Genomic DNA, 18,496 nt, shown 5'->3' with positions numbered 1-18,496 from the left:
TCAATTTCTCAGGACTTATTCGGTGACGTCGACGCCGTCAAACCGATGAATGCCGAGCGGGTCCATAACGAAGCCCGACACCTTCTTGTTCATCGGCATGAAGACCTTGGAGTGGGCGATGGTCAGCCACGGAGCCTCACGCTTGAACACCACCTGAGCTTCCTCGTAGATCTTGGTGCGCTCGGCGACGTCCGTCGTCGCCTTGCCTTTTTTCAGCAGGGCTTCGAATTCCTGGTTGCACCAGATCGCATAATTGGACTGGCCGATGGCATCGCAACCGAGCAGGAAAAAGAAGTTGTCCGGATCGCCATTGTCACCGGTCCAGCCCAGTTGGAAGGCGCCGTCGCGATCCTTAGCCTTGCCGCGCTGGCGATACTCGGTCCATTCGTAACTGACGATCTCCGCCTTGACGCCGACGGCGGCATAGTCGGCCTGGATCAACTCGGCGACGCGCTGGGCGTTGGGGTTGTAGGGACGGCTGACCGGCATAGCCCAGATCTTCATCGACAGATCCTTGACGCCTGCATCGGCCAGCATCTTCTTGGCCGCCTCCGGATCATAGGGATCGTCCTTGATGTCCTTGTTATAGGACCACATGGTCGGCGGGATCGGGTTGATGGCCGGCGCGCCGGCGCCCTGATAGACCGCGTCGATGATCGCCTTCTTGTTTACCGCCATGTTGAGGGCCTTGCGGACCTCGACCTTGTCGAAGGGCGGCTGCGTCGTGTTGTAAGCCATGTAGCCGATGTTCAGGCCTTCCTGCTCGTCGACCTTGAGGTTCGCGTCAGCCTGCAGTCCGGCAATGTCGGCCGGCGCCGGGTATGACATGATATCGCACTCGCCCGCCTTCAGCTTCTGCGCGCGTACGGCCGGATCGGGCGTGATGGCGAAGATCAGATCGTCGATCTTCTGTCGCCCGCCATAGTAGCCGTCCCATGCTGCATAGCGCACGACCGCATCGACCTGATAGTCGACGAACTGGAACGGACCAGTGCCGACCGGCTTCTGGGTGAACTGCTGCCTGGTGCCGGCCTTGTCGAGTTGGTCGGCATATTCCTTGGAGACGATCGAGGCGAAATCCATGCCGAGGTCCGGCAGGAACGCGACTTCAGGCTTGTTCAGCACGAATTTCACCGTCAGGTCGTCGACCTTGACGATTTCCTTCAGGAGATCGGGGAAGCCCATGCCGGTGAAATATTCCCAGCCGGTGCCTTCCAGATAGCTGTACCACGGGCTTTCTTTCTTCCACTGGCGTTCGAAGGAAAAGATCACGTCGTCGGCGTTGAGGTCGCGCGTCGGCGTGAAATAATCGGTCGTCTGGAATTTCACACCTGGGCGAAGCTTGAAGGTGTATTCGAGACCGTCGTCGGAAACCGTCCAGCTCTCGGCCAGGCCGGGCGAGATGGTGGTCTTGCCATGCTCGAACTCGACCAGGCGCGAATAGATGGTGCGCGACGAGGCGTCGAAGTCGTTGCCGCCGCTCCATGGCGACGGGTCGAAGCCGGCCGGCGAAGCCTCCGAGCAATAGACCAGTTGTTTTGCATTGGCCATGCCGCCGAGGACGCTTGCAGCCAGCAACGCGGCTGCAAAAGTCAGTTTCTTTTTCATTGAGCACTCCCTGATGTTCTTCCAAGCCCCTCTATCAGGCTCGCGAAGGCCGCATATAAGCACCGTTTTTCTAGCTTTGGAACTGCTTGTTTGCCTAACCCACGGGAAGCAGAAAAAAATTCCGGCACGCGGCAAATTGTGGAAAAAACGAGCCGAATCCGCAGATCACGACATTATTAGCGACTTCAATTTTTTGTTGATCGGCGATGCCGCCAATTGTGGGAATCGAGCCGTTCGGTTCAAGAGATGCGCATCCGAAAACCGGTCGCGGCCGAGAGGTTTGACGGCAAGTCTTACCGCACTCCAGGTGGCGAGGCTTGCACGGCCGTCGCTTGTGGCAATACATAGATAGGTGGGCAGCGTGCCGGATTTTCCCACGTTCCGGACATTGCGGCAAGCGTGGGATATCGTTGTGATCAGGGCGGTGGTGGCGCGCAAGCATGCCGAAACAATAAGAACGATTGAGGGAGCGACAGGTGGCAAAACCGGCAAAGACAACCAACGCGGCGAAAGCAAAGGCCGAGGCAACATCGAAAGCAGTCAAGTCAAAAGCGGCCGCCGCCAAGCCGACGGCCACCGCGAAGGCAAGCGCGAAGCCGGCGGCGAAGACCACGGCTGGAGCGGCTGCTAAACCGGCACCCGGCAAGACGGCGCCTGCTGCAAAGTCTGCCGCCAAGCCGGCGGCGAAGGCAGTGCCGACAGCGCGCCGACCGCCGGCAGGTCCGGCCAAGAGATTACCAAAGGCGATCACGTCGCTGGCCGCCGGCCTGCCGGAAAAACCGTGGCTCCAGAGTTACCCAAAGATCGTGCCGGCCGAGATCGGCGCCCTGCCCTCCAGCTCGATCGGCGACTTTCTCGTCGCCGTGTGCAAGCAGTTTGCAAGCCGGCCGGCCTTCGTCTGCATGGGTAAATCGATCACCTATGCCGATCTCGAGCGACAGTCGGCCGCCTTCGGCGCCTATCTGCAATCAACGGGGCTGCAGAAGGGCGCGCGCGTCGCGCTGATGATGCCGAATGTGCTGCAATATCCGGTGGCGATGATGGCAGTGCTTCGCGCCGGCTATGTCGTGGTAAACATCAATCCGCTCTACACGCCGCGCGAGCTGGAGCACCAGCTCAAGGATTCCGGCGCTCAAGCCATTGTCATCCTCGAAAATTTTGCCTGCACCCTGCAAGCGGTGATCGCCAGGACCGCGGTCAAGCATGTCGTGGTCGCCTCGATGGGCGACATGCTCGGCGGGCTCAAGGGAACGATCGTCAACTTCGTTGTACGCCGCGTCAAGAAGATGGTGCCGGCATGGTCGCTGCCCGGCCATGTCAAGTTCAACGCCGCGCTGAAGGCGGGCACCGGCAAGGCCTTCAGGCCCGCAAGGGTCACGGCCGACGACATCGCCTTCCTGCAATACACAGGCGGCACGACCGGCATCTCCAAGGGCGCGATGCTTTTGCACAGCAACATTTTGGCGAACGTCGCGCAGAACGCGCTGTGGGCCGAAGACGCTTTTACCGTCAAGCCGAAGCCGGCGCATCTGAACTTCCTCTGCGCGCTGCCGCTCTATCACATTTTTGCGCTGACGGCGAACGTGCTGGTAGGCATGCAGCAAGGCGCGCAGAATGTCCTCATCCCCAATCCGCGCGACATTCCCGGCTTCGTCAAGGAGCTGCAGAAATACCCGATCCACATCTTTCCGGGCCTCAACACGCTGTTCAATGCGCTGCTCAATAATGAGGATTTTCGCAAGCTCGATTTCAAGCCGCTGATCCTGACGCTGGGTGGCGGCATGCCGGTGCAGAGGGCCATCGCCGAACGCTGGAAGGTGCTGACCGGCTGCCCGATCAGCGAGGCCTACGGGCTCACCGAGACCTCGCCGGGAGCAACGATCAACAAATTCAGCGACGGCGTTTACACCGGCACGATCGGCCTGCCGCTGCCCTCGACCGAGATCGCGATCCGCGACGACGACGGCAACAATTTGCCGCTCGGCGAAGTCGGCGAAATCTGCATCCGCGGACCGCAGGTGATGGCCGGCTACTGGAACCGGCCGGACGAGACCGCCAAGGTGATGACCGAGGACGGCTTCTTCAAATCGGGCGACATGGGCTTCATGGACGAGCTTGGCTACACCAAGATCGTCGACCGCAAGAAGGACATGATCCTGGTTTCCGGCTTCAACGTCTATCCGAACGAACTCGAGGAAGTGGTGGCGCAGCATCCAGGCGTACTCGAAGTTGCCGCGATCGGCGTGCCGGACGAGCATTCGGGTGAAGTGCCGAAGCTGTTCGTCGTCAAGAAGGACCCGGCACTGACCGCCGACATGCTGACGGCTTATTGCCGTGAGAACCTGACCGGCTACAAGCGTCCCAGGTATATTGAGTTCCGCACCGAGCTGCCGAAGACACCGGTCGGCAAGATCCTGCGACGGGCGTTGCGGGGCTAGGCGCAGCTTGAGCGATTGCATCGCCGGCGCCAACGCCGTGAGCATAGGTTCGCGCCCGGACCCGGCACAGTTCATCCGGGCGAACATGCGGATCGCCCCCGTGCCCGCGCTTCCCGAAATTCGGCTTTACACCGCCCATCCGGGAAGCGGGCTCAGGCGGCTTCTCGAATGGAACCAACATGCGACCGAAGAAGACGGACCTGAACCGGAGCCACCGTACTGGGCCTATGTCTGGGCCGGCGGCGCGGTGCTTGCCCGCCACATATTCGACCGGCCGGAGACCGTGGCCGGCCGTCGCGTGCTCGACCTCGGCGCCGGTTCGGGTCTCGTCGGCATTGCAGCGGCAAAAGCCGGGGCAAGCGCGGTCGTCGCGGCCGAGATCGATCGCAACGGTGTGGTTGCGCTCGGCCTCAACGCGACTGCGAACGGCGTCGCTATCATGATCATTGGCGAAGACATCACCAGCGGTCCGCCGCCACCGGTGGATGTCGTGGTGGTCGGCGACCTGTTCTACGCCCATGATCTCGCCGGCCGGGTCGTCCCCTTCCTCGACCGCTGCCTTGCAGCCGGCATCGCCGTGCTGATCGGCGATCCGGGCCGCGCCTATCTGCCCCGCTCGCGGCTTCGCCTGCTGGCCGAATACGAGGTGCCGGATGTCGGCGAAGGCAGGAATGCGGCGATGAAACCGAGCGGCGTGTTCTCGTTCGGACCAGCTAGCTGCGAGTCTAGACTGTCTCGCTGACCCGCGCCGAAAGAAAATCAGGCAGGTCGGCCACCGAATCCAGAATGACGTCGGCTATCTGGGACAGCGATTCACGTGTGCCGGTGCCGGACAGCACGCCGACCGCCAGACCGCAGCCGCCCGCCCGCGCCATTTCAAGATCGTGACGGTTGTCGCCGACCATGGCGATTGCCGAGGGCCTGAGCCCCGTCAGATCAGAGAAGGCAAGGATCGTATCCGGCGCCGGTTTTGGATTGGCCACCGCGTCGTAACCATAGGCGGCGTCGAAAAGCTGCGCGACGCCCAGCGTGACCAGGGTCTTTTCCGCGCCGCTGGTCGAGTCGTTGGTGGCGACACCAAGCCGGTAGGATTTTCTGTGAAGCAGGCCAAGCGTCTCGACCACGCCCGGCAGCGCCACCGCCATTGCCGATCCTTGCGCCGAGGTGATGGCGTTGAAGCGGGCGACGGCAAGCATCTGGTCCTCGTCGGACAGCCGTGGAAACCACAGCTCGACGACGTCCATGTTGGTGCCTGAGGCAAAAATCGAATCCGGCTTGAAGCGCTTGGTGGCGAAGTCGAAGCCCGCCGCCGCAAGCAGCCTGTCTGCTTTCCAGCGATCGCCTTCGGCCGCATCCATCGCCATGAAATCGGCGATGCCCAGCCATGTCGCGTTGAAATCTACGAGCGTGCCGTCCTTGTCGAACAATATTCCCTTAATGTCCGCCAAGCTTTTCACTCCGGGCCGCGCAAGCGGTGGATGTATTCCACCAGTCCAGCAGTCGAGGCATCCCGCTTTGCGGCGTTCTCCTTGCCTTCAACGACGGGCAGCAGCCCGGTCGCCAGTTCCTTGCCGAGCTCGACGCCCCACTGGTCGAAGGAGTTGATGTTGAACAGCGTGCCTTCGACGAAGACGCGGTGTTCGTAAAGCGCAATCAGCCGTCCGAACGTGTGGGGGTCGAGTTTCCTGTAGAGGATCGTCACTGAGGGGCGGTCGCCGGAGAAGACGCGGTGCGGAGCAATCCTGTCGACATCGGCCGGCTTCATGCCTTTCGCCAGCATCTGCGCTCGGGCTTCCTCAAGCGTGCGGCCCTTCATGAAGGCTTCCGACTGCGCCAGGCAATTGGCAAGCAGAAGGTCGTGGTGATGCTTCAGTTCCGGCTCGTGGCCGACGGCAGCGGCGAGGAATTCGACCGGAATGAAATCGGTGCCCTGATGCAGAAGTTGGAAGAAGGCATGCTGGCCATTGGTGCCGGGCTCGCCCCAGACCAGCGGGCCGGTCGGCGTCGTTACAGCGCCGCCGTCCAGGGTGACGGTCTTGCCGTTCGATTCCATGTCGAGCTGCTGCAGATAGGCCGGCAGCCTGGACAGACGCTGATCGTAGGGGATGACGGCGCGAGCGGGGTATTTGCAGATCACGCGGTGCCACCAGCCAATCAGCCCCATCAGCGCCGGCAGGTTCTTCGCCAGCGGGGCGGTGCGGAAATGCTCGTCCATCTCATGGGCGCCGTCGAGAAAGGCGCGAAAATCCTTCGGGCCGATGGCGATCATCACCGGCAGACCGATCGCACCCCAGACGGAATAGCGCCCGCCGACCCAGTCCCAGAAGCCGAAGACGCGATCGGGCGCGATGCCGAATTTGGCGACCAGGTCGAGCGCCGTCGAGACGGCGGCGAAATGCTTGCCGACCGCTTCCTTGCCGAGCGCCTTCTCGACCCATCTGCGCGCGGTTTCGGCATTGGTCATCGTCTCGACCGTGGTGAAGGTCTTGGAGGCGATGATGAACAGGGTGGTTTCGGCGGAAAGACCCTTCAGCGTGTCGTGGATATGGGCACCGTCGATATTGGATACGTAATGCGCGCGCGGCCCGTCATGATAGGGCGCCAGCGCCAGCGTCGCCATGGCCGGGCCGAGATCGGAGCCGCCGATGCCGATGTTGACGATGTCGGTGATCTTCTTGCCGGTCGCGCCGGCCGCCTTGCCGGAACGCACCGCGTCGGCGAACGCACCCATCGCGTCGAGTACGGCAAGGACTTCCGCCTTCACGTCCTGGCCGTCGAGCACGATGCCCTTGCCGGTCAGGTTGCGCAGCGCCGTGTGCAGCACGGCGCGGCCTTCAGTGACGTTGATCTTCTTGCCGGCAAACATCGCGTCGCGCCGGCCTTCGAGGTCAGCGGCCTCAGCCAGTTTCTCCAGCAACTCCATCGTCCGCGCATCGACCGCGCATTTCGACCAGTCGAGCAGCAGGTCGCCGTCACTGGCGGAGAATTTCTCGAAGCGCTGCGGATCGGCAGCGAAAGCCTCGCGCATCGAGCCCGATTTGGCCGCACGGTGATCGCGCAATGCGTCGAGCTGCTTTTGAAAGGACGATTGATCCACTGCTTCGCTCCGGTCTCTTGAGATGCATCTTATCAGGCCGGATGTTTCCGGCGCGTGTCGTCGCGGCAAACTATCGGGTCGAATCCCATCTGTTTCAATGCGCAGCGATGCCGCAGCGCAGCGTGGGCCGGCTCAAAGGATCACTGGCATAAATCCCAGCGATCAGAAAAATTGATTGGCGCAACACCTTGTGCCACCGGTACATTCGACTGGTCCAGCCATGTGAAAAAAGCTGGCCATCGAGGAACATCTCCCATGCCACAGCGAAACGACACGGCCATTTGGTCCGGCCTGTTCCGGATTTCGGCGGAATCCGGTCAGACCCTGCAGGCGCAGATCCGCCAGGCGATCGTCGCCGCCATCCTCGACCGGCAGATCGCGGCTTCCATGCCGCTTCCGTCCTGCCGGATTCTTGCCGAAAAACTCGGCGTGGCGCGCGGCACCGTGGTGCTGGCCTTCCAGCAGCTGGTCGACCAGGGCTTCCTGGTGGCGCGCGAGCGCCGCGGCCATTTCGTCAATCCCGAAGTGCTGGCGACGCCGGCCAAGCCGCATCAGAAGGCGCCCGACCAGGCCAACGAGATCGACTGGAAGGCGCGTCGGCAGATCGCGGCGAGCGACATGCCGCCGCCGGCCAAGCACGACAACTGGATCAAGTCGTCATACCCCTTCGTCTATGGCCAATTCGACCCGGCGCTGTTCCCGACCGCCGAATGGCGCGAGTGCAACCGCATGGCGTTGGCGGTGCTCGAAATCCGCAACTGGGCATCCGACATGGTCGACCGCGACGATCCGCTCCTGATCGAGCAGATCCAGGCACGGCTGCTGCCGCGACGCGGCATCTTCGCCAATCCGGACGAGATCATCGTGACGTTGGGCGCGCAGAACGCGCTTTACATGCTGGCGACGCTGTTGATGACCAAGGGCTCCAAGGTGGCGATGGAGGACCCGGGCTATCCCGATGCACGTTCGATCTTCCGGCTGGCCGGCGCCGAGATCCAGCCGGTTCCGGTCGACCACTCCGGCATCGTAACCTCGGCCATTCCCAATGATTCCGGCTTCGTCTTCGTCACGCCCAGCCACCATTGCCCGACCATGGTGCCGCTGTCGGCGGAGCGGCGGCAGGAGCTTTTGGCGCGCGCCAACCGGCACAACCAGATCATCATCGAGGACGGATATGACAGCCAGCTCCTGGACGAGGCGCCGCAGCAGGCGCTGAAGAGCCTCGATCGCTCCGGCCGCGTCGTCTATGTCGGCTCGATGTCGAAGACTCTGGCTCCCGGCCTCAGGCTCGGCTACATCGTCGCCTCGGCCGGGCTGATCTCCGAGCTTCGGGCGCTACGCCGCTTCATGCTGCGCCATCCGCCGGCGAACAACCAGCGCGCCGTGGCGCTCTTCCTGTCGCTCGGCCATCACGAGGCGCTGGTGCGGCGGCTGTCGAGCGCCTTCGACGAGAGGCGCAAGCGTCTGGTCCATGCGATTTCCGCCTTCCTACCGGAGTGGCGCTCGACCGATTCGGCCGGCGGCACGTCGCTCTGGCTCGAGGGGCCGCGCGGCACCGATTCGCGCGGGCTGGCGGAGGCCGCGGCCTCGCGCAGCGTCATCATCGAGCCTGGCGACCGCTTCTTCGACCGCACCGAAAAGCCATCGCGTTTCATGCGCTTGGGCATTTCCTCGATCGCGTTGCAGCACATCGAACCCGGCATCCGCGAACTGGCGACGGCAGCTGGACGCAGGCCGGCAGCGGCCTGATCTCCCTTCCCCGACCGGAGCCTGGCGCATGTGGTGCGGCTCCGGTTCTTTAGCTCCTTGGCATATTCGACGGGACCGGCTGGCACATAGGCTGTGCCAATGCCGGCGGCATAGTCGCTGTGTAGAGGGACGAAGCAGGCCGATGGTGGACCAACCGCCGCGAGTTCCTGCCGATGAAGGTGGAGTGCTTCCATGCCAGTGGCTGTCGAACAACAGGACACGTCGGCGAACCGTCGTCCACAGCGCTCCGGTCTTCGCGAAACAGGACATGCCATGCGATCAGCTCCTCTGATGGAGGACACCGGACCACGACACCAGGCCATCGAGAGCGGCAGCTACGGGCCGCTGCGCGGGGATGACTGCGAGCGCATCCACGAGGGCGTGCTGACGCTCCTGGAGACGGTGGGTTTCGCCAATGCCATCCCTTCCTGCATAAAGGTGCTGACCAAGGCGGGGGCGGTCCATGGCGACGACGACCGTGTGCGCTTTCCGCGCGCGCTAGTGCTCGACACCATCAAGCGGGCGGCACGACATTTCACACTTCATGGCCAGGACGCCAGGCACGACATGGTGGTCCAGGGCAAGCGCGTGCACTACGGCACGGCAGGTATCGCCGTGCACCTGGTGGATCTGGAGAAGCGCGAGTACCGCGAATCCAAGCTGCAGGACATTTATGATGCTGCCCGCATCGTCGATGGGTTGGACAACATCCATTTCTTCCAGCGGCCGATGGTGGCGCGCGACATCGCCGATCCGCTCGAGATGGATTTCAACACGCTCTATGCCTGTGTGATGGGGACATCGAAGCACGTCGGAACATCCTTCACCGTGCGTGAGAACGTGAAGCCGGCGCTTGAAATGCTGTACGCCATCGCCGGCGGCGAGGAGAATTTCCGCGCCCGGCCATTCGTTTCTAACTCTAACTCATTCGTCGTGCCGCCGATGAAGTTCGCCGAGGATGCCTGCGGCGTGCTCGAAGCTTGCGTTGAAGGCGGCATCCCGATCCTGCTGCTCTCGACCGGCCAGTCCGGCACCACAGCACCCGCGGCGATGGCCGGCGCCGTCGTGCAAGCGGTGGCCGAAGTACTGGCCGGCCTGGTCTATGTCAATGCGCTCAAGCCGGGCCATCCGGCGATCTTCGGCGCCTGGCCGTTCATGTCGGACCTGCGTACCGGCGCCATGGCCGGCGGGTCGGCCGAGCAGTCGGTGGCAACGGCGGCCTGCGCCCAGATGGCGCAATTCTACGATCTGCCCGGCGGCTCGGCCGCTGGCATGACGGATTCGAAACTGCCCGACATTCAATCCGGCTACGAAAAGGGCATCACCAATGTGATGGCCGGCCTCTCCGGCCTCAACCTCGTCTACGAGGCGGCCGGCATGCATGCCTCGCTGCTCGGCTTCTGCCTGGAGAGCCTGGTCATCGACAACGACATGCTCGGTCATTGCCTGGGCTGCGCACGTGGCATCGACCTGACTGACGAGGCCCTGTCGATCGACAGCATCACCGAGGTCTGCCTCAAAGGCCCAGGCCACTATCTCGACAGCGAACAAACGCTCAAGCTGCTGCAGACCGATCATCTCTATCCCGCCTTCGCCGATCGTTCCTCACCGAAGGAATGGAACGAAAAAGGCCGACCTGATATATTGCTGCGGGCGATCACCGAGAAGAAACGCATTCTTGCCGAACGATTTCCGCGCCACGTGCCAAAACAGGTCGACGACAGATTGCGTGCCCGCTTCGGCAGCCTGATCCACCTGCCGCGCACGTATATGGGCGGCTGACCGGAGACGAGTTCGTGCAGCCATACAGCCACCACCCAGAGCCAATTCCGGACGGAAAACCGCTTCACAGTTTTCCTGGAATTGCACCAGGACCAACCATCGGGCAGAACGACAAATGAGTGCGCATCCTATCCTGCAAGCCCACACCGACGGCGACGCGATCGATCGGCTGGTGGCGTCTCACCGGCCCGGCCACGGCCTGGTGCGTGCCTTTTATCATGACCCGGCGATCTTCAAGCGTGACATGGAACGTGTCTTTCGCCGCCACTGGCATTGCCTGGCCCATGCCAGCGTTATCCCGAACCCCGGCGATTTCGAGCTGTTCAAACTGGGCGATGAGGCGGTCATCCTGACGCGCGGCATGGATGGCACCGTGCATGCCATGCTCAATGTCTGCCGCCACCGCGGCGCCGAGGTCTGCACCAAGGAGAAGGGCAACGCGAAGATGTTCGTGTGTCCCTACCACGCCTGGACCTATTCCAATGACGGGTCGTTGCGCGCTGCCCGCCTGATGCCGAAGGATTTCGACCGCACGGCGCACGGGCTGAAGAAGCTTCATGTCCGCGTTGCCTCCGGGCTGGTTTTCATTTCCTTCGCGGAGACGCCACTCGATTTCGATCCAATCGAACAGTCGCTGCGCACAAGCTGCGGCCAGTATGGCTGGGGCGACGCCAAGGTGGCGTATCGCCAGTCCTATCCGCTCGACGCCAACTGGAAGCTCGCCGTCGAGAACTATGTCGAATGCTACCATTGCGGGCCGGCGCATCCGGAATATTCGCAGACGCATGCGCTGGAAAAGCCGGCCGAGATGATCGAGCAGCTCAACGCGGCGATGGAGCAGCGCACCTGCGCGCTCGGCATCGAGATCGGCAGCGCCAACCGCTGGCAGAACTCGGCGGCCGGTCAGGAAGCAATCCATACCTTCCGCTATGCGCTCTATGATGGCGTTTCGAGCGGCAGCCAGGATGGCTCGCCGGTGGCCCCGCTGATGGGCCGCTTCACCGACTATGACGGTGGCGTCACCTCCATCCATCTCGGCGGCACGACCTTCCTCGTGTGCTATCCCGATCACGGCATGATCTACCGCTTCATCCCGAAAACCGCGGGCACCTGCGAGATGGAGCTGATCTGGCTGGTGCGCGGCGACGCGGTCGAGGGCCAGGACTACGATCTGGAGAAGCTGACCTGGCTGTGGAAGGTCACCACCCAAGAGGACAAGAAGATCATCGAGCACACAGCGCGTGGCGTGCGCTCGCACTATTTCGTGCCGGGGCCGATCGCGCCGATGGAATACAACGAACTGCGCTACATCGGCTGGTATCTTGAGGAGATCAGCCGGGCTTGATCGACTCGGCTGCCGCGGGGGGATCCGGCAGATCTTGCCTGTCGCGTCATTCCGCGCTGAGCCCGTATCGGTCGACGACTTCGGCGTTGATCAGCTTGGCATGCAGCGTCATCAGCACGATCTGTGCGTCGAAGCTGTCGCCGGCCTCAAGTGCCGCCTCGATGCGGCGCTCGGCTTCCAGCGTCCGTTGATGGCCATTGGCTTGCTCGAAGGTTTCGGGACCCGCGATGCAATAGCTGCACAATTGTGCCACCGACGCATAGATGCCCGGCGGCGGCTCGTCGGGCCAGTGATCCTTCATCAGATTGACGATCGTGAGTTTTACCCCCTCCGGCACAAGGGCGGGATGCAGATCGGCGCCGCGCAATGCATCGTCGAGCTGCCTCAAGTCGCCCGAGCGACCGAACATTCCAAGGAAGCCGAGGGAAGAACGCCGTTGCGCCATAATGGTCCAACCGTTCCCAACCAGTTAGGTGGTTCACAAGCGGAATACAAAAGCAGCGGCATCCAAAGCGTCGCGTTTAAGTAGATTCAGGCGATGCGCTTCAAGTCCTTGCAGGCATCAGCTACTTACCGCCAGCAACAAGACACCGGCCAGCGCCGATCCGGCAAGCGTCGGCAGCATACCGATCTTCAGCTTCAGAATGGCGATCATCGAGGCACAGGAAAGCAGCGCCGCGCGCCAGTCTATCGATGAAAGCACCGGCACGTCCATTCCAAGCCCGACATTGCGCACTTCGCCGAAGATGACGTGCAAGCCGAACCATAGAGCGAGATTCATGATGACGCCGACGACGGCGGCGGTGATCGCACCGAGCGCCGCCGACAGCGCCTTGTTGCCGCGCAGCGCTTCGATGTAAGGCGCCCCAAGGAATATCCATAGGAAACATGGGGTAAACGTCGCCCACAGCGTGAACAGCCCGCCAAACAGTCCGGCAAGCAGCGGCGCCAGCAAGCCCGGCTGGCGGAACGCGGCAACGAAGCCGACGAACTGCAAGACCAGGATGAGCGGACCCGGCGTGGTTTCGGCAAGTCCGAGGCCGTCGACCATTTCACCGGGTGCCAGCCAGCCGAAGTACTCGACCGCTGCCTGCGCGACATAGGCAAGGGCTGCGTAGGCGCCGCCGAAGGTGACGACCGCCATGACACTGAAGAAGCCACCGATTTGCGTCCAAACGCTGGCAGGGCCGGTGAAAGCCCAGACCAGCAGAACAGGCCCCAGCCAGATCGGCAGCCAGATCGCCAAAGTGCGCGGCGCGTGCCATCGTGTCGGCCTGACGTGGGTCAGTTCACCGCGCTCGAACATCAGATCGACCACGCCCTTTATGTCGGGAACATCGCCCTTGCCATGCGAGGCGCCGGAAAAAACTGCCGGCGCACTACGGTTGCCGATCCAGCCTGCCAGCCCGGCAAGCAGCACGATCAGCGGAAACGGCACGTTCAACGCGTAGATGGCGATGAAGGCGGCGAGTGCGATCGACACCATGACCGGGTTTTTCAGCGCGCGTCTGCCGATCCGGATCACCGCCTCGATGACAATGGCGAGCACGGTCGCCTTGACCCCGAAAAACAGCGCCGCGACGAGTGGTACATCGCCATAGAGCGCATAGAGGCTGCTCAGGACGAGCATGACAAGCGCGCCCGGCACGACGAAGAGGAGGCCGGCAACAAGGCCGCCGACCGTTTTGTGCAGCAACCAGCCGATATAGATGGCGAGTTGCTGGGCCTCGGGGCCAGGGAGCAGCATGCAGTAGTTCAACGCATGCAGAAAGCGCTGTTCGCCGATCCAGCGCCGTTCCTCGACCAGTTCCTTGTGCATGAGCGCGATCTGCCCGGCCGGGCCGCCAAAGCTGAGCACGCCGATTTTCGCCCAGACCTTCACGGCCTGCCGGAAGCTCGGCACAGCGGGCTCCTGGATCTCCGCCGGCTTTTTCGAAAGGACGGCGCTCACGATGGTTTGCCTGCGCCGAGACTGACTGCGCCGGCGACCGGCCAGTTATGCGTCTCCTCGGTGGCATCGCGGCACCAGCGGAAAAACGCATCGTAAAGGAGCATGCCGGCCTCGAGCTGCTCCAGATCGTCGCGAAACATCCGTGACAGGCCAAGCGAGGCGGCCAGGAACCCGGCCGCCTGTGGAACAAGATCGAGGCTCGCAGTATCGGCAGCGCGTATGATCGTGGCCAGGCGATCGAGCGCTTCGGATTTGAGCCCGAACTCCTCGATCATGGTGTCGAAGGTGCAGCGTTCGCCGCGGTGGCTCCAGAACACGTTCTCGATGTCGAAAGGCACGGCCTGAAAGCGATCGGCGACGGCCGCCACTTCGGCCGGCTCGACGAAGAGAAAGACCGCGTGAGGATCGATGAAGCGCCGGATCAGCCAGGGGCAGGCGATGCGGTCGACCTTCGGGCGCGTACGCGTCACCCAAACGGTGCGGCCCTTGGCATCGGTGGGCGGTATCTTGCCGGCGTGAACGAGAAGGCCCTTGGCATCGCGCCACGCTTCAAACCCGCCATCGAGCGATTCGGCGGCAACGCCCTCCTGCCGTAGCCATGCGGCCACGCCTTGCGAGAGCTTTTTTCCCTGTTGGCAGACGACTGTCACTTGCCTGCCGGCGAAGTCGGCAGCCCAGTTCGAGACACTCCTGAAATCACGACGATCCGACCCCGGCAGCAGGCGCGGATCGGCGTTGTAGTCATCATCGATGCGGACGTCGATGATTGCGGGTGCACCCGGCAGCCCAATCAGACGGGACAGTTGCGATACAGTGATAGCGGTTGTTGACGGCATGGCGTCCACCTCCTTGAAAGAGAAGCTTGGACGCGAACGTTGGGCTGACGCCTCACGGGGTCGTCGCGATGCACCCCTTGCGATGATCGTGGATTTGTCACGCCCGCTTGTCAAGCATTGCCGTTCTCGCGGGGGCAATCGCTGTTGACAAATGACCGCGTCCAACCCTGTGCCGGGCATTTCTGCCCATTAACGGCAGGCTATCGCAGGTGGAAAGCCGAGGCTTTCGCTCTACGATGTACCCCCACCCCTACCCCTCCTGGCGCTGACCTCGGCAAATTGCCTGCACCGGCGGCTGGTTCGTGCGACGGATCCTGGTCAGTGATTGTCCCTCGGCACGCCGCTTGTATGAGCCACATCCTGGTATTTCACCGCCGGCTTCAGCACCATGCCTTCGGAAAATTGGTCGACCATGCCGCGCTGGATTTCCTGCCAGGGCGTCTGGTGCTTCGGATACTGATAGCCGCCATTGTCTTGCAGCTCGGCGCGGCGCCGCGTGATCTCGTCGTCGCTGACGAGGATGTCGGCGGTGCCCTTGCGCAGGTCGATGCGGACGCGGTCGCCGGTCTTCAGCAGCGCCAGGCCGCCGCCGATGGCGGCTTCCGGCGAGGCGTTGAGGATCGACGGCGAACCCGACGTGCCCGACTGGCGGCCGTCGCCGATACAGGCCAGCGCGTGGATGCCCTTTTTGATCAGATAGGCCGGCGGCTGCATGTTGACGACTTCGGCGCCGCCCGGATAGCCGATCGGGCCGGCGCCGCGCATGAACAGGATGGTGTGCTCGTCGATGCCTTGTGCCGGATCGTCGATGCGGGCGTGGTAATCCTCGGGCCCGTCGAACACCATGGCGTTGCCCTCGAAGGCTTCGGGGTCCTTCGGGTTCGACAGATAGCGCTCGCGGAACTCGGGCGAGATGCCGCTGGTCTTCATGATCGCCGAATCGAACAGATTGCCCTTGAGATTGATGAAGCCGGCATTGGCTTTCAGTGGCTCGGCAACCGTGCGGATGACGTCGAGGTTCTCGTTGACGGCGCCGCTGCAATTGTCGCCGATGGTCTTGCCGTTAGCTGTCATGGCTTCCGGATAGGGCAGCAGACCGCCCTTCATCAGTTCGGCGACCACGGCCGGCACGCCGCCGGCATGGTGATAGTCCTCGCCGAGATATTCGCCCGTCGGCTGCAGATTGACGATGAGCGGTATGTTGAGGCCGACCTTCTGCCAATCGTCATTGTCGAGCGAAACGCCGAGATGGCGGGCGATGGCGTTGAGGTGGATCGGCGCATTGGTCGAGCCGCCGATCGCCGAGTTGACGACGATGGCGTTCTCGAAGGCCTTACGGGTCATGATGTCGGAGGGCTTCAGATCCTCATGCACCATGTCGACGATGCGCTTTCCGGTCTCGTAGGCGATCTGGCCGCGCTCGCGATAGGGGGCGGGGATAGCGGCCGAGCCCGGCAATTGCATGCCGAGCGCCTCGGCCAGCGAATTCATCGTGGTGGCGGTACCCATCGTGTTGCAATAGCCGGTCGACGGCGCCGAGGAGGCAACGATATCCATGAACTCGTCATAGCCAATCTCGCCGGCCGACAGGCGCTGGCGCGATTCCCAGACGATGGTGCCGGAGCCGGTGCGCTTGCCCTTGTGCCAGCCGTTGAGCATCGGGCCGACCGAAAGCGCGATAGCCGGAATGTTGACGGTGGCCGCGGCCATCAGCATGGCCGGCGTCGTCTTGTCGCAGCCGATGGTGAGCACCACGCCGTCGAGCGGATAGCCGTAGAGCACCTCTACCAGGCTGAGATAGGCAAGGTTGCGGTCAAGTGCAGCAGTCGGCCGCTTGCCGGTCTCCTGGATCGGGTGGCAAGGGAACTCGAAAGGGATGCCACCCATCGAGACGATGCCTTCGCGCACGCGCTTGGCCAGTTCGATGTGATGGCGGTTGCAGGGCGACAGGTCGGAGCCGGTCTGGGCGATGCCGATCAGCGGCTTGCCGGACATCAGTTCGGCCCGCGTCAGCCCGTAATTCAGGTAGCGCTCCAGATAGAGTGCCGTCATGCCCGGATTGTCGGGATTGTCGAACCACTCCTGCGAGCGAAATTTTTTCTTGTGGGTGGGGGCGCCTGCCATCGTGGTCTCCGTATTTGTATGACAAATCGATATGACAACGCGCGGGAGCAGGCAAGGGGCACGCGCCATCCGAATCCGCTCTTTGGTACGAAAGACATACATCTGCCTCCGCGCTAGACGGGATCGTGGTTTGTCAGCCCGCATCCCGGAAAAGTTGGAGTGCGTCGCCGCGGACCCTACCTGACCCTTCCGGCCACCCTCCCCCTCAAGGGGCCCACTTGGGGAGGGACATCCGCATCACTCGAACACGATGCTCGGCACTGCAGCCTCGGCCGCGCCGCGCTCTTCATTGACGCGGTCCCAGACCTTGGCGGCGATGTCGCGATAGATTTTCGCCTCAGCGCCATCCGGCTTGGAGACCACCACTGGCGTGCCGGCATCGGAGCTTTCGCGGATGCCCATCTCGAGCGGCACTTCGCCAAGGAAGGTGACGCCGAGACGCTCGGCCTCGCGGCGGGCGCCGCCATGGCCGAAGATGTCGTAGCGTTTTCCCGTATCGGGGGCGAGAAAATAGCTCATGTTTTCGACGATACCCAATAGCGGCACGTCGACCTTTCTGAACATGTTGAGGCCTTTGCGCGCATCGATCAGGGCCAGGTCCTGTGGCGTCGAGACGATGACGGCGCCGGCCAGCGGCACCTGTTGGGCCATGGTCAGCTGGGCGTCACCGGTGCCGGGCGGCATGTCGACGACGAGCACATCAAGCGGTCCCCATTCGACCTCGCGCAGCATCTGCGTCAATGCCGACATCACCATCGGCCCGCGCCAGATCATCGGCGTCTCCTCATCGACGAGGAAGCCCATCGACATGACCTTGAGGCCATAATTCTGCATCGGCTTCAGGATCTTGCCGTCGACGGTCTGCGGCCTGCCACGAATGTTGAGCAGACGCGGCATGGAAGGGCCATAAATGTCGGCATCGAGCACCCCGACCCGCAGCCCGTTGGCGGCAAGCCCAAGGGCGATATTGACGGCGGTGGTCGACTTGCCGACGCCGCCCTTGCCGGAAGCGACGGCGATGATCGCTTCGATGCCGGGTACGCCGCGCTTGCCCTGGCTGTGCGAGGCGGGCGCCTGCGGCGTGGGACGCGCAGGTGCGGCCGGCGGAGCGGGCCTCTGAGCCGGTCTTTGCGGAACCGGCGCCTCCATGCCGCCGCCCTTCTTTTCCGCCGTCAGCGCGACCACGGCGCCGGCAACACCGGGGATCGCCTTGACGACACGTTCGGCCGCCGCACGCAGCGGTTCCATCTCCTGGGCACGGGCAGCGGGAACGGTTATCGAAAAGAACACCTTGGCATCGGCAATGAAAATCTCGGAAACCAGGCCGAGGTCGACGATATTGCCGGTGAAATCCGGCCCATTGACCGTCTTCAGGCGCTCGATAACGATTTCCTTGGTCACGTTTTCATTGGCGGCGGGCATGAATTTTTCCTCTACTTTTCCGCTCCAGATAATGCAGTTCCGGAACAGAACCAAGCGATGGACCACCAATTGCAGCGGCGTATCGGGGAGGCAGCGAGCATATGACGGCATTTCCAGTGGGAGCAGCCGTCGCCAAATCGTCAG

General features: G+C 62.9%; 14 protein-coding genes. 5 read left to right on the top strand and 9 right to left on the bottom strand.

Going from position 1 to position 18,496, the window contains the following annotated elements; all coding sequences use genetic code 11:
* Positions 1-15: 15 nt before the first annotated feature.
* Positions 16-1,608: an ABC transporter substrate-binding protein gene (locus NKH28_RS02105; RefSeq protein ID WP_352448537.1), complete on the bottom strand. Its 1,593-nt coding sequence runs from the start codon at positions 1,606-1,608 to the stop codon at positions 16-18.
* A gap of 94 nt (positions 1,609-1,702) precedes the next feature.
* Positions 1,703-2,284, bottom strand: a complete 582-nt coding sequence (locus NKH28_RS02100) for a hypothetical protein (RefSeq protein ID WP_352977643.1) — start codon at positions 2,282-2,284, stop codon at positions 1,703-1,705.
* Between the two features lie 16 nt (positions 2,285-2,300).
* Between NKH28_RS02100 and NKH28_RS02095 the strand changes: the two genes are divergently transcribed.
* Together NKH28_RS02095 and NKH28_RS02090 are read left to right on the top strand one after the other, a co-directional pair.
* Positions 2,301-4,046 (top strand): long-chain fatty acid--CoA ligase, encoded by a 1,746-nt coding sequence (locus NKH28_RS02095; RefSeq protein ID WP_352813755.1) that lies wholly within the window; start codon positions 2,301-2,303, stop codon positions 4,044-4,046.
* A gap of 85 nt (positions 4,047-4,131) precedes the next feature.
* On the top strand, positions 4,132-4,788 hold the full coding sequence (locus tag NKH28_RS02090; RefSeq protein WP_352818783.1) for a class I SAM-dependent methyltransferase: 657 nt from the start codon (positions 4,132-4,134) through the stop codon (positions 4,786-4,788).
* Here NKH28_RS02090 and NKH28_RS02085 read toward each other — a convergent pair.
* Both NKH28_RS02085 and pgi read right to left on the bottom strand, forming a co-directional pair.
* Complete coding sequence (locus NKH28_RS02085; RefSeq protein WP_352448533.1) at positions 4,772-5,494, bottom strand: HAD family hydrolase; 723 nt, start codon at positions 5,492-5,494, stop codon at positions 4,772-4,774. The genes NKH28_RS02090 and NKH28_RS02085 overlap by 17 nt on opposite strands.
* A 5-nt stretch (positions 5,495-5,499) precedes the next feature.
* Positions 5,500-7,143 (bottom strand): glucose-6-phosphate isomerase, encoded by a 1,644-nt coding sequence (pgi, locus tag NKH28_RS02080; protein WP_352977641.1) that lies wholly within the window; start codon positions 7,141-7,143, stop codon positions 5,500-5,502.
* 255 nt (positions 7,144-7,398) lie between these two features.
* Here pgi and pdxR point away from each other — a divergent pair, with 255 nt between their 5' ends.
* The 3 genes from pdxR (at position 7,399) to NKH28_RS02065 (ending at position 12,019) form a co-directional block, all read left to right on the top strand.
* Positions 7,399-8,892 (top strand): MocR-like pyridoxine biosynthesis transcription factor PdxR, encoded by a 1,494-nt coding sequence (gene pdxR / locus NKH28_RS02075; RefSeq protein ID WP_023676815.1) that lies wholly within the window; start codon positions 7,399-7,401, stop codon positions 8,890-8,892.
* Between the two features lie 192 nt (positions 8,893-9,084).
* The gene (locus NKH28_RS02070) at positions 9,085-10,674 is read left to right on the top strand and encodes a trimethylamine methyltransferase family protein (protein WP_352977639.1); all 1,590 of its coding nucleotides are present in this window, start codon (positions 9,085-9,087) and stop codon (positions 10,672-10,674) included.
* A gap of 115 nt (positions 10,675-10,789) precedes the next feature.
* Complete coding sequence (locus NKH28_RS02065) at positions 10,790-12,019, top strand: aromatic ring-hydroxylating oxygenase subunit alpha (protein WP_352977637.1); 1,230 nt, start codon at positions 10,790-10,792, stop codon at positions 12,017-12,019.
* A 46-nt stretch (positions 12,020-12,065) separates the two neighbouring features.
* On the opposite strand, the gene NKH28_RS02060 is transcribed toward NKH28_RS02065, so the two are convergent.
* The 5 genes from NKH28_RS02060 to NKH28_RS02040 form a co-directional block, all read right to left on the bottom strand.
* A complete protein-coding gene (locus NKH28_RS02060; protein WP_352469996.1) occupies positions 12,066-12,464 on the bottom strand; it encodes a hypothetical protein in 399 nt (132 codons plus the stop codon).
* 117 nt (positions 12,465-12,581) lie between these two features.
* A complete protein-coding gene (gene chrA / locus NKH28_RS02055; protein WP_352977635.1) occupies positions 12,582-13,970 on the bottom strand; it encodes a chromate efflux transporter in 1,389 nt (462 codons plus the stop codon).
* Complete coding sequence (locus tag NKH28_RS02050; protein WP_352977633.1) at positions 13,967-14,806, bottom strand: chromate resistance protein ChrB domain-containing protein; 840 nt, start codon at positions 14,804-14,806, stop codon at positions 13,967-13,969. The genes chrA and NKH28_RS02050 overlap by 4 nt, the downstream gene beginning before the upstream one ends.
* Before the next feature lie 318 nt (positions 14,807-15,124).
* Positions 15,125-16,930 (bottom strand): IlvD/Edd family dehydratase, encoded by a 1,806-nt coding sequence (locus tag NKH28_RS02045; protein ID WP_352977631.1) that lies wholly within the window; start codon positions 16,928-16,930, stop codon positions 15,125-15,127.
* Positions 16,931-17,167: 237 nt separating this feature from the next.
* Positions 17,168-18,352: an Mrp/NBP35 family ATP-binding protein gene (locus tag NKH28_RS02040; protein WP_352469992.1), complete on the bottom strand. Its 1,185-nt coding sequence runs from the start codon at positions 18,350-18,352 to the stop codon at positions 17,168-17,170.
* Between the last annotated feature and the right edge of the window lie 144 nt (positions 18,353-18,496).

Origin of the sequence: Mesorhizobium sp. M1227 (genome assembly GCF_040318315.1) — a bacterium.
Lineage (GTDB): Bacteria > Pseudomonadota > Alphaproteobacteria > Rhizobiales > Rhizobiaceae > Mesorhizobium.
The sequence above is the reverse complement of the archived record's forward strand: the minus strand, read 5'-3'. Positions and strand labels throughout refer to the sequence as shown.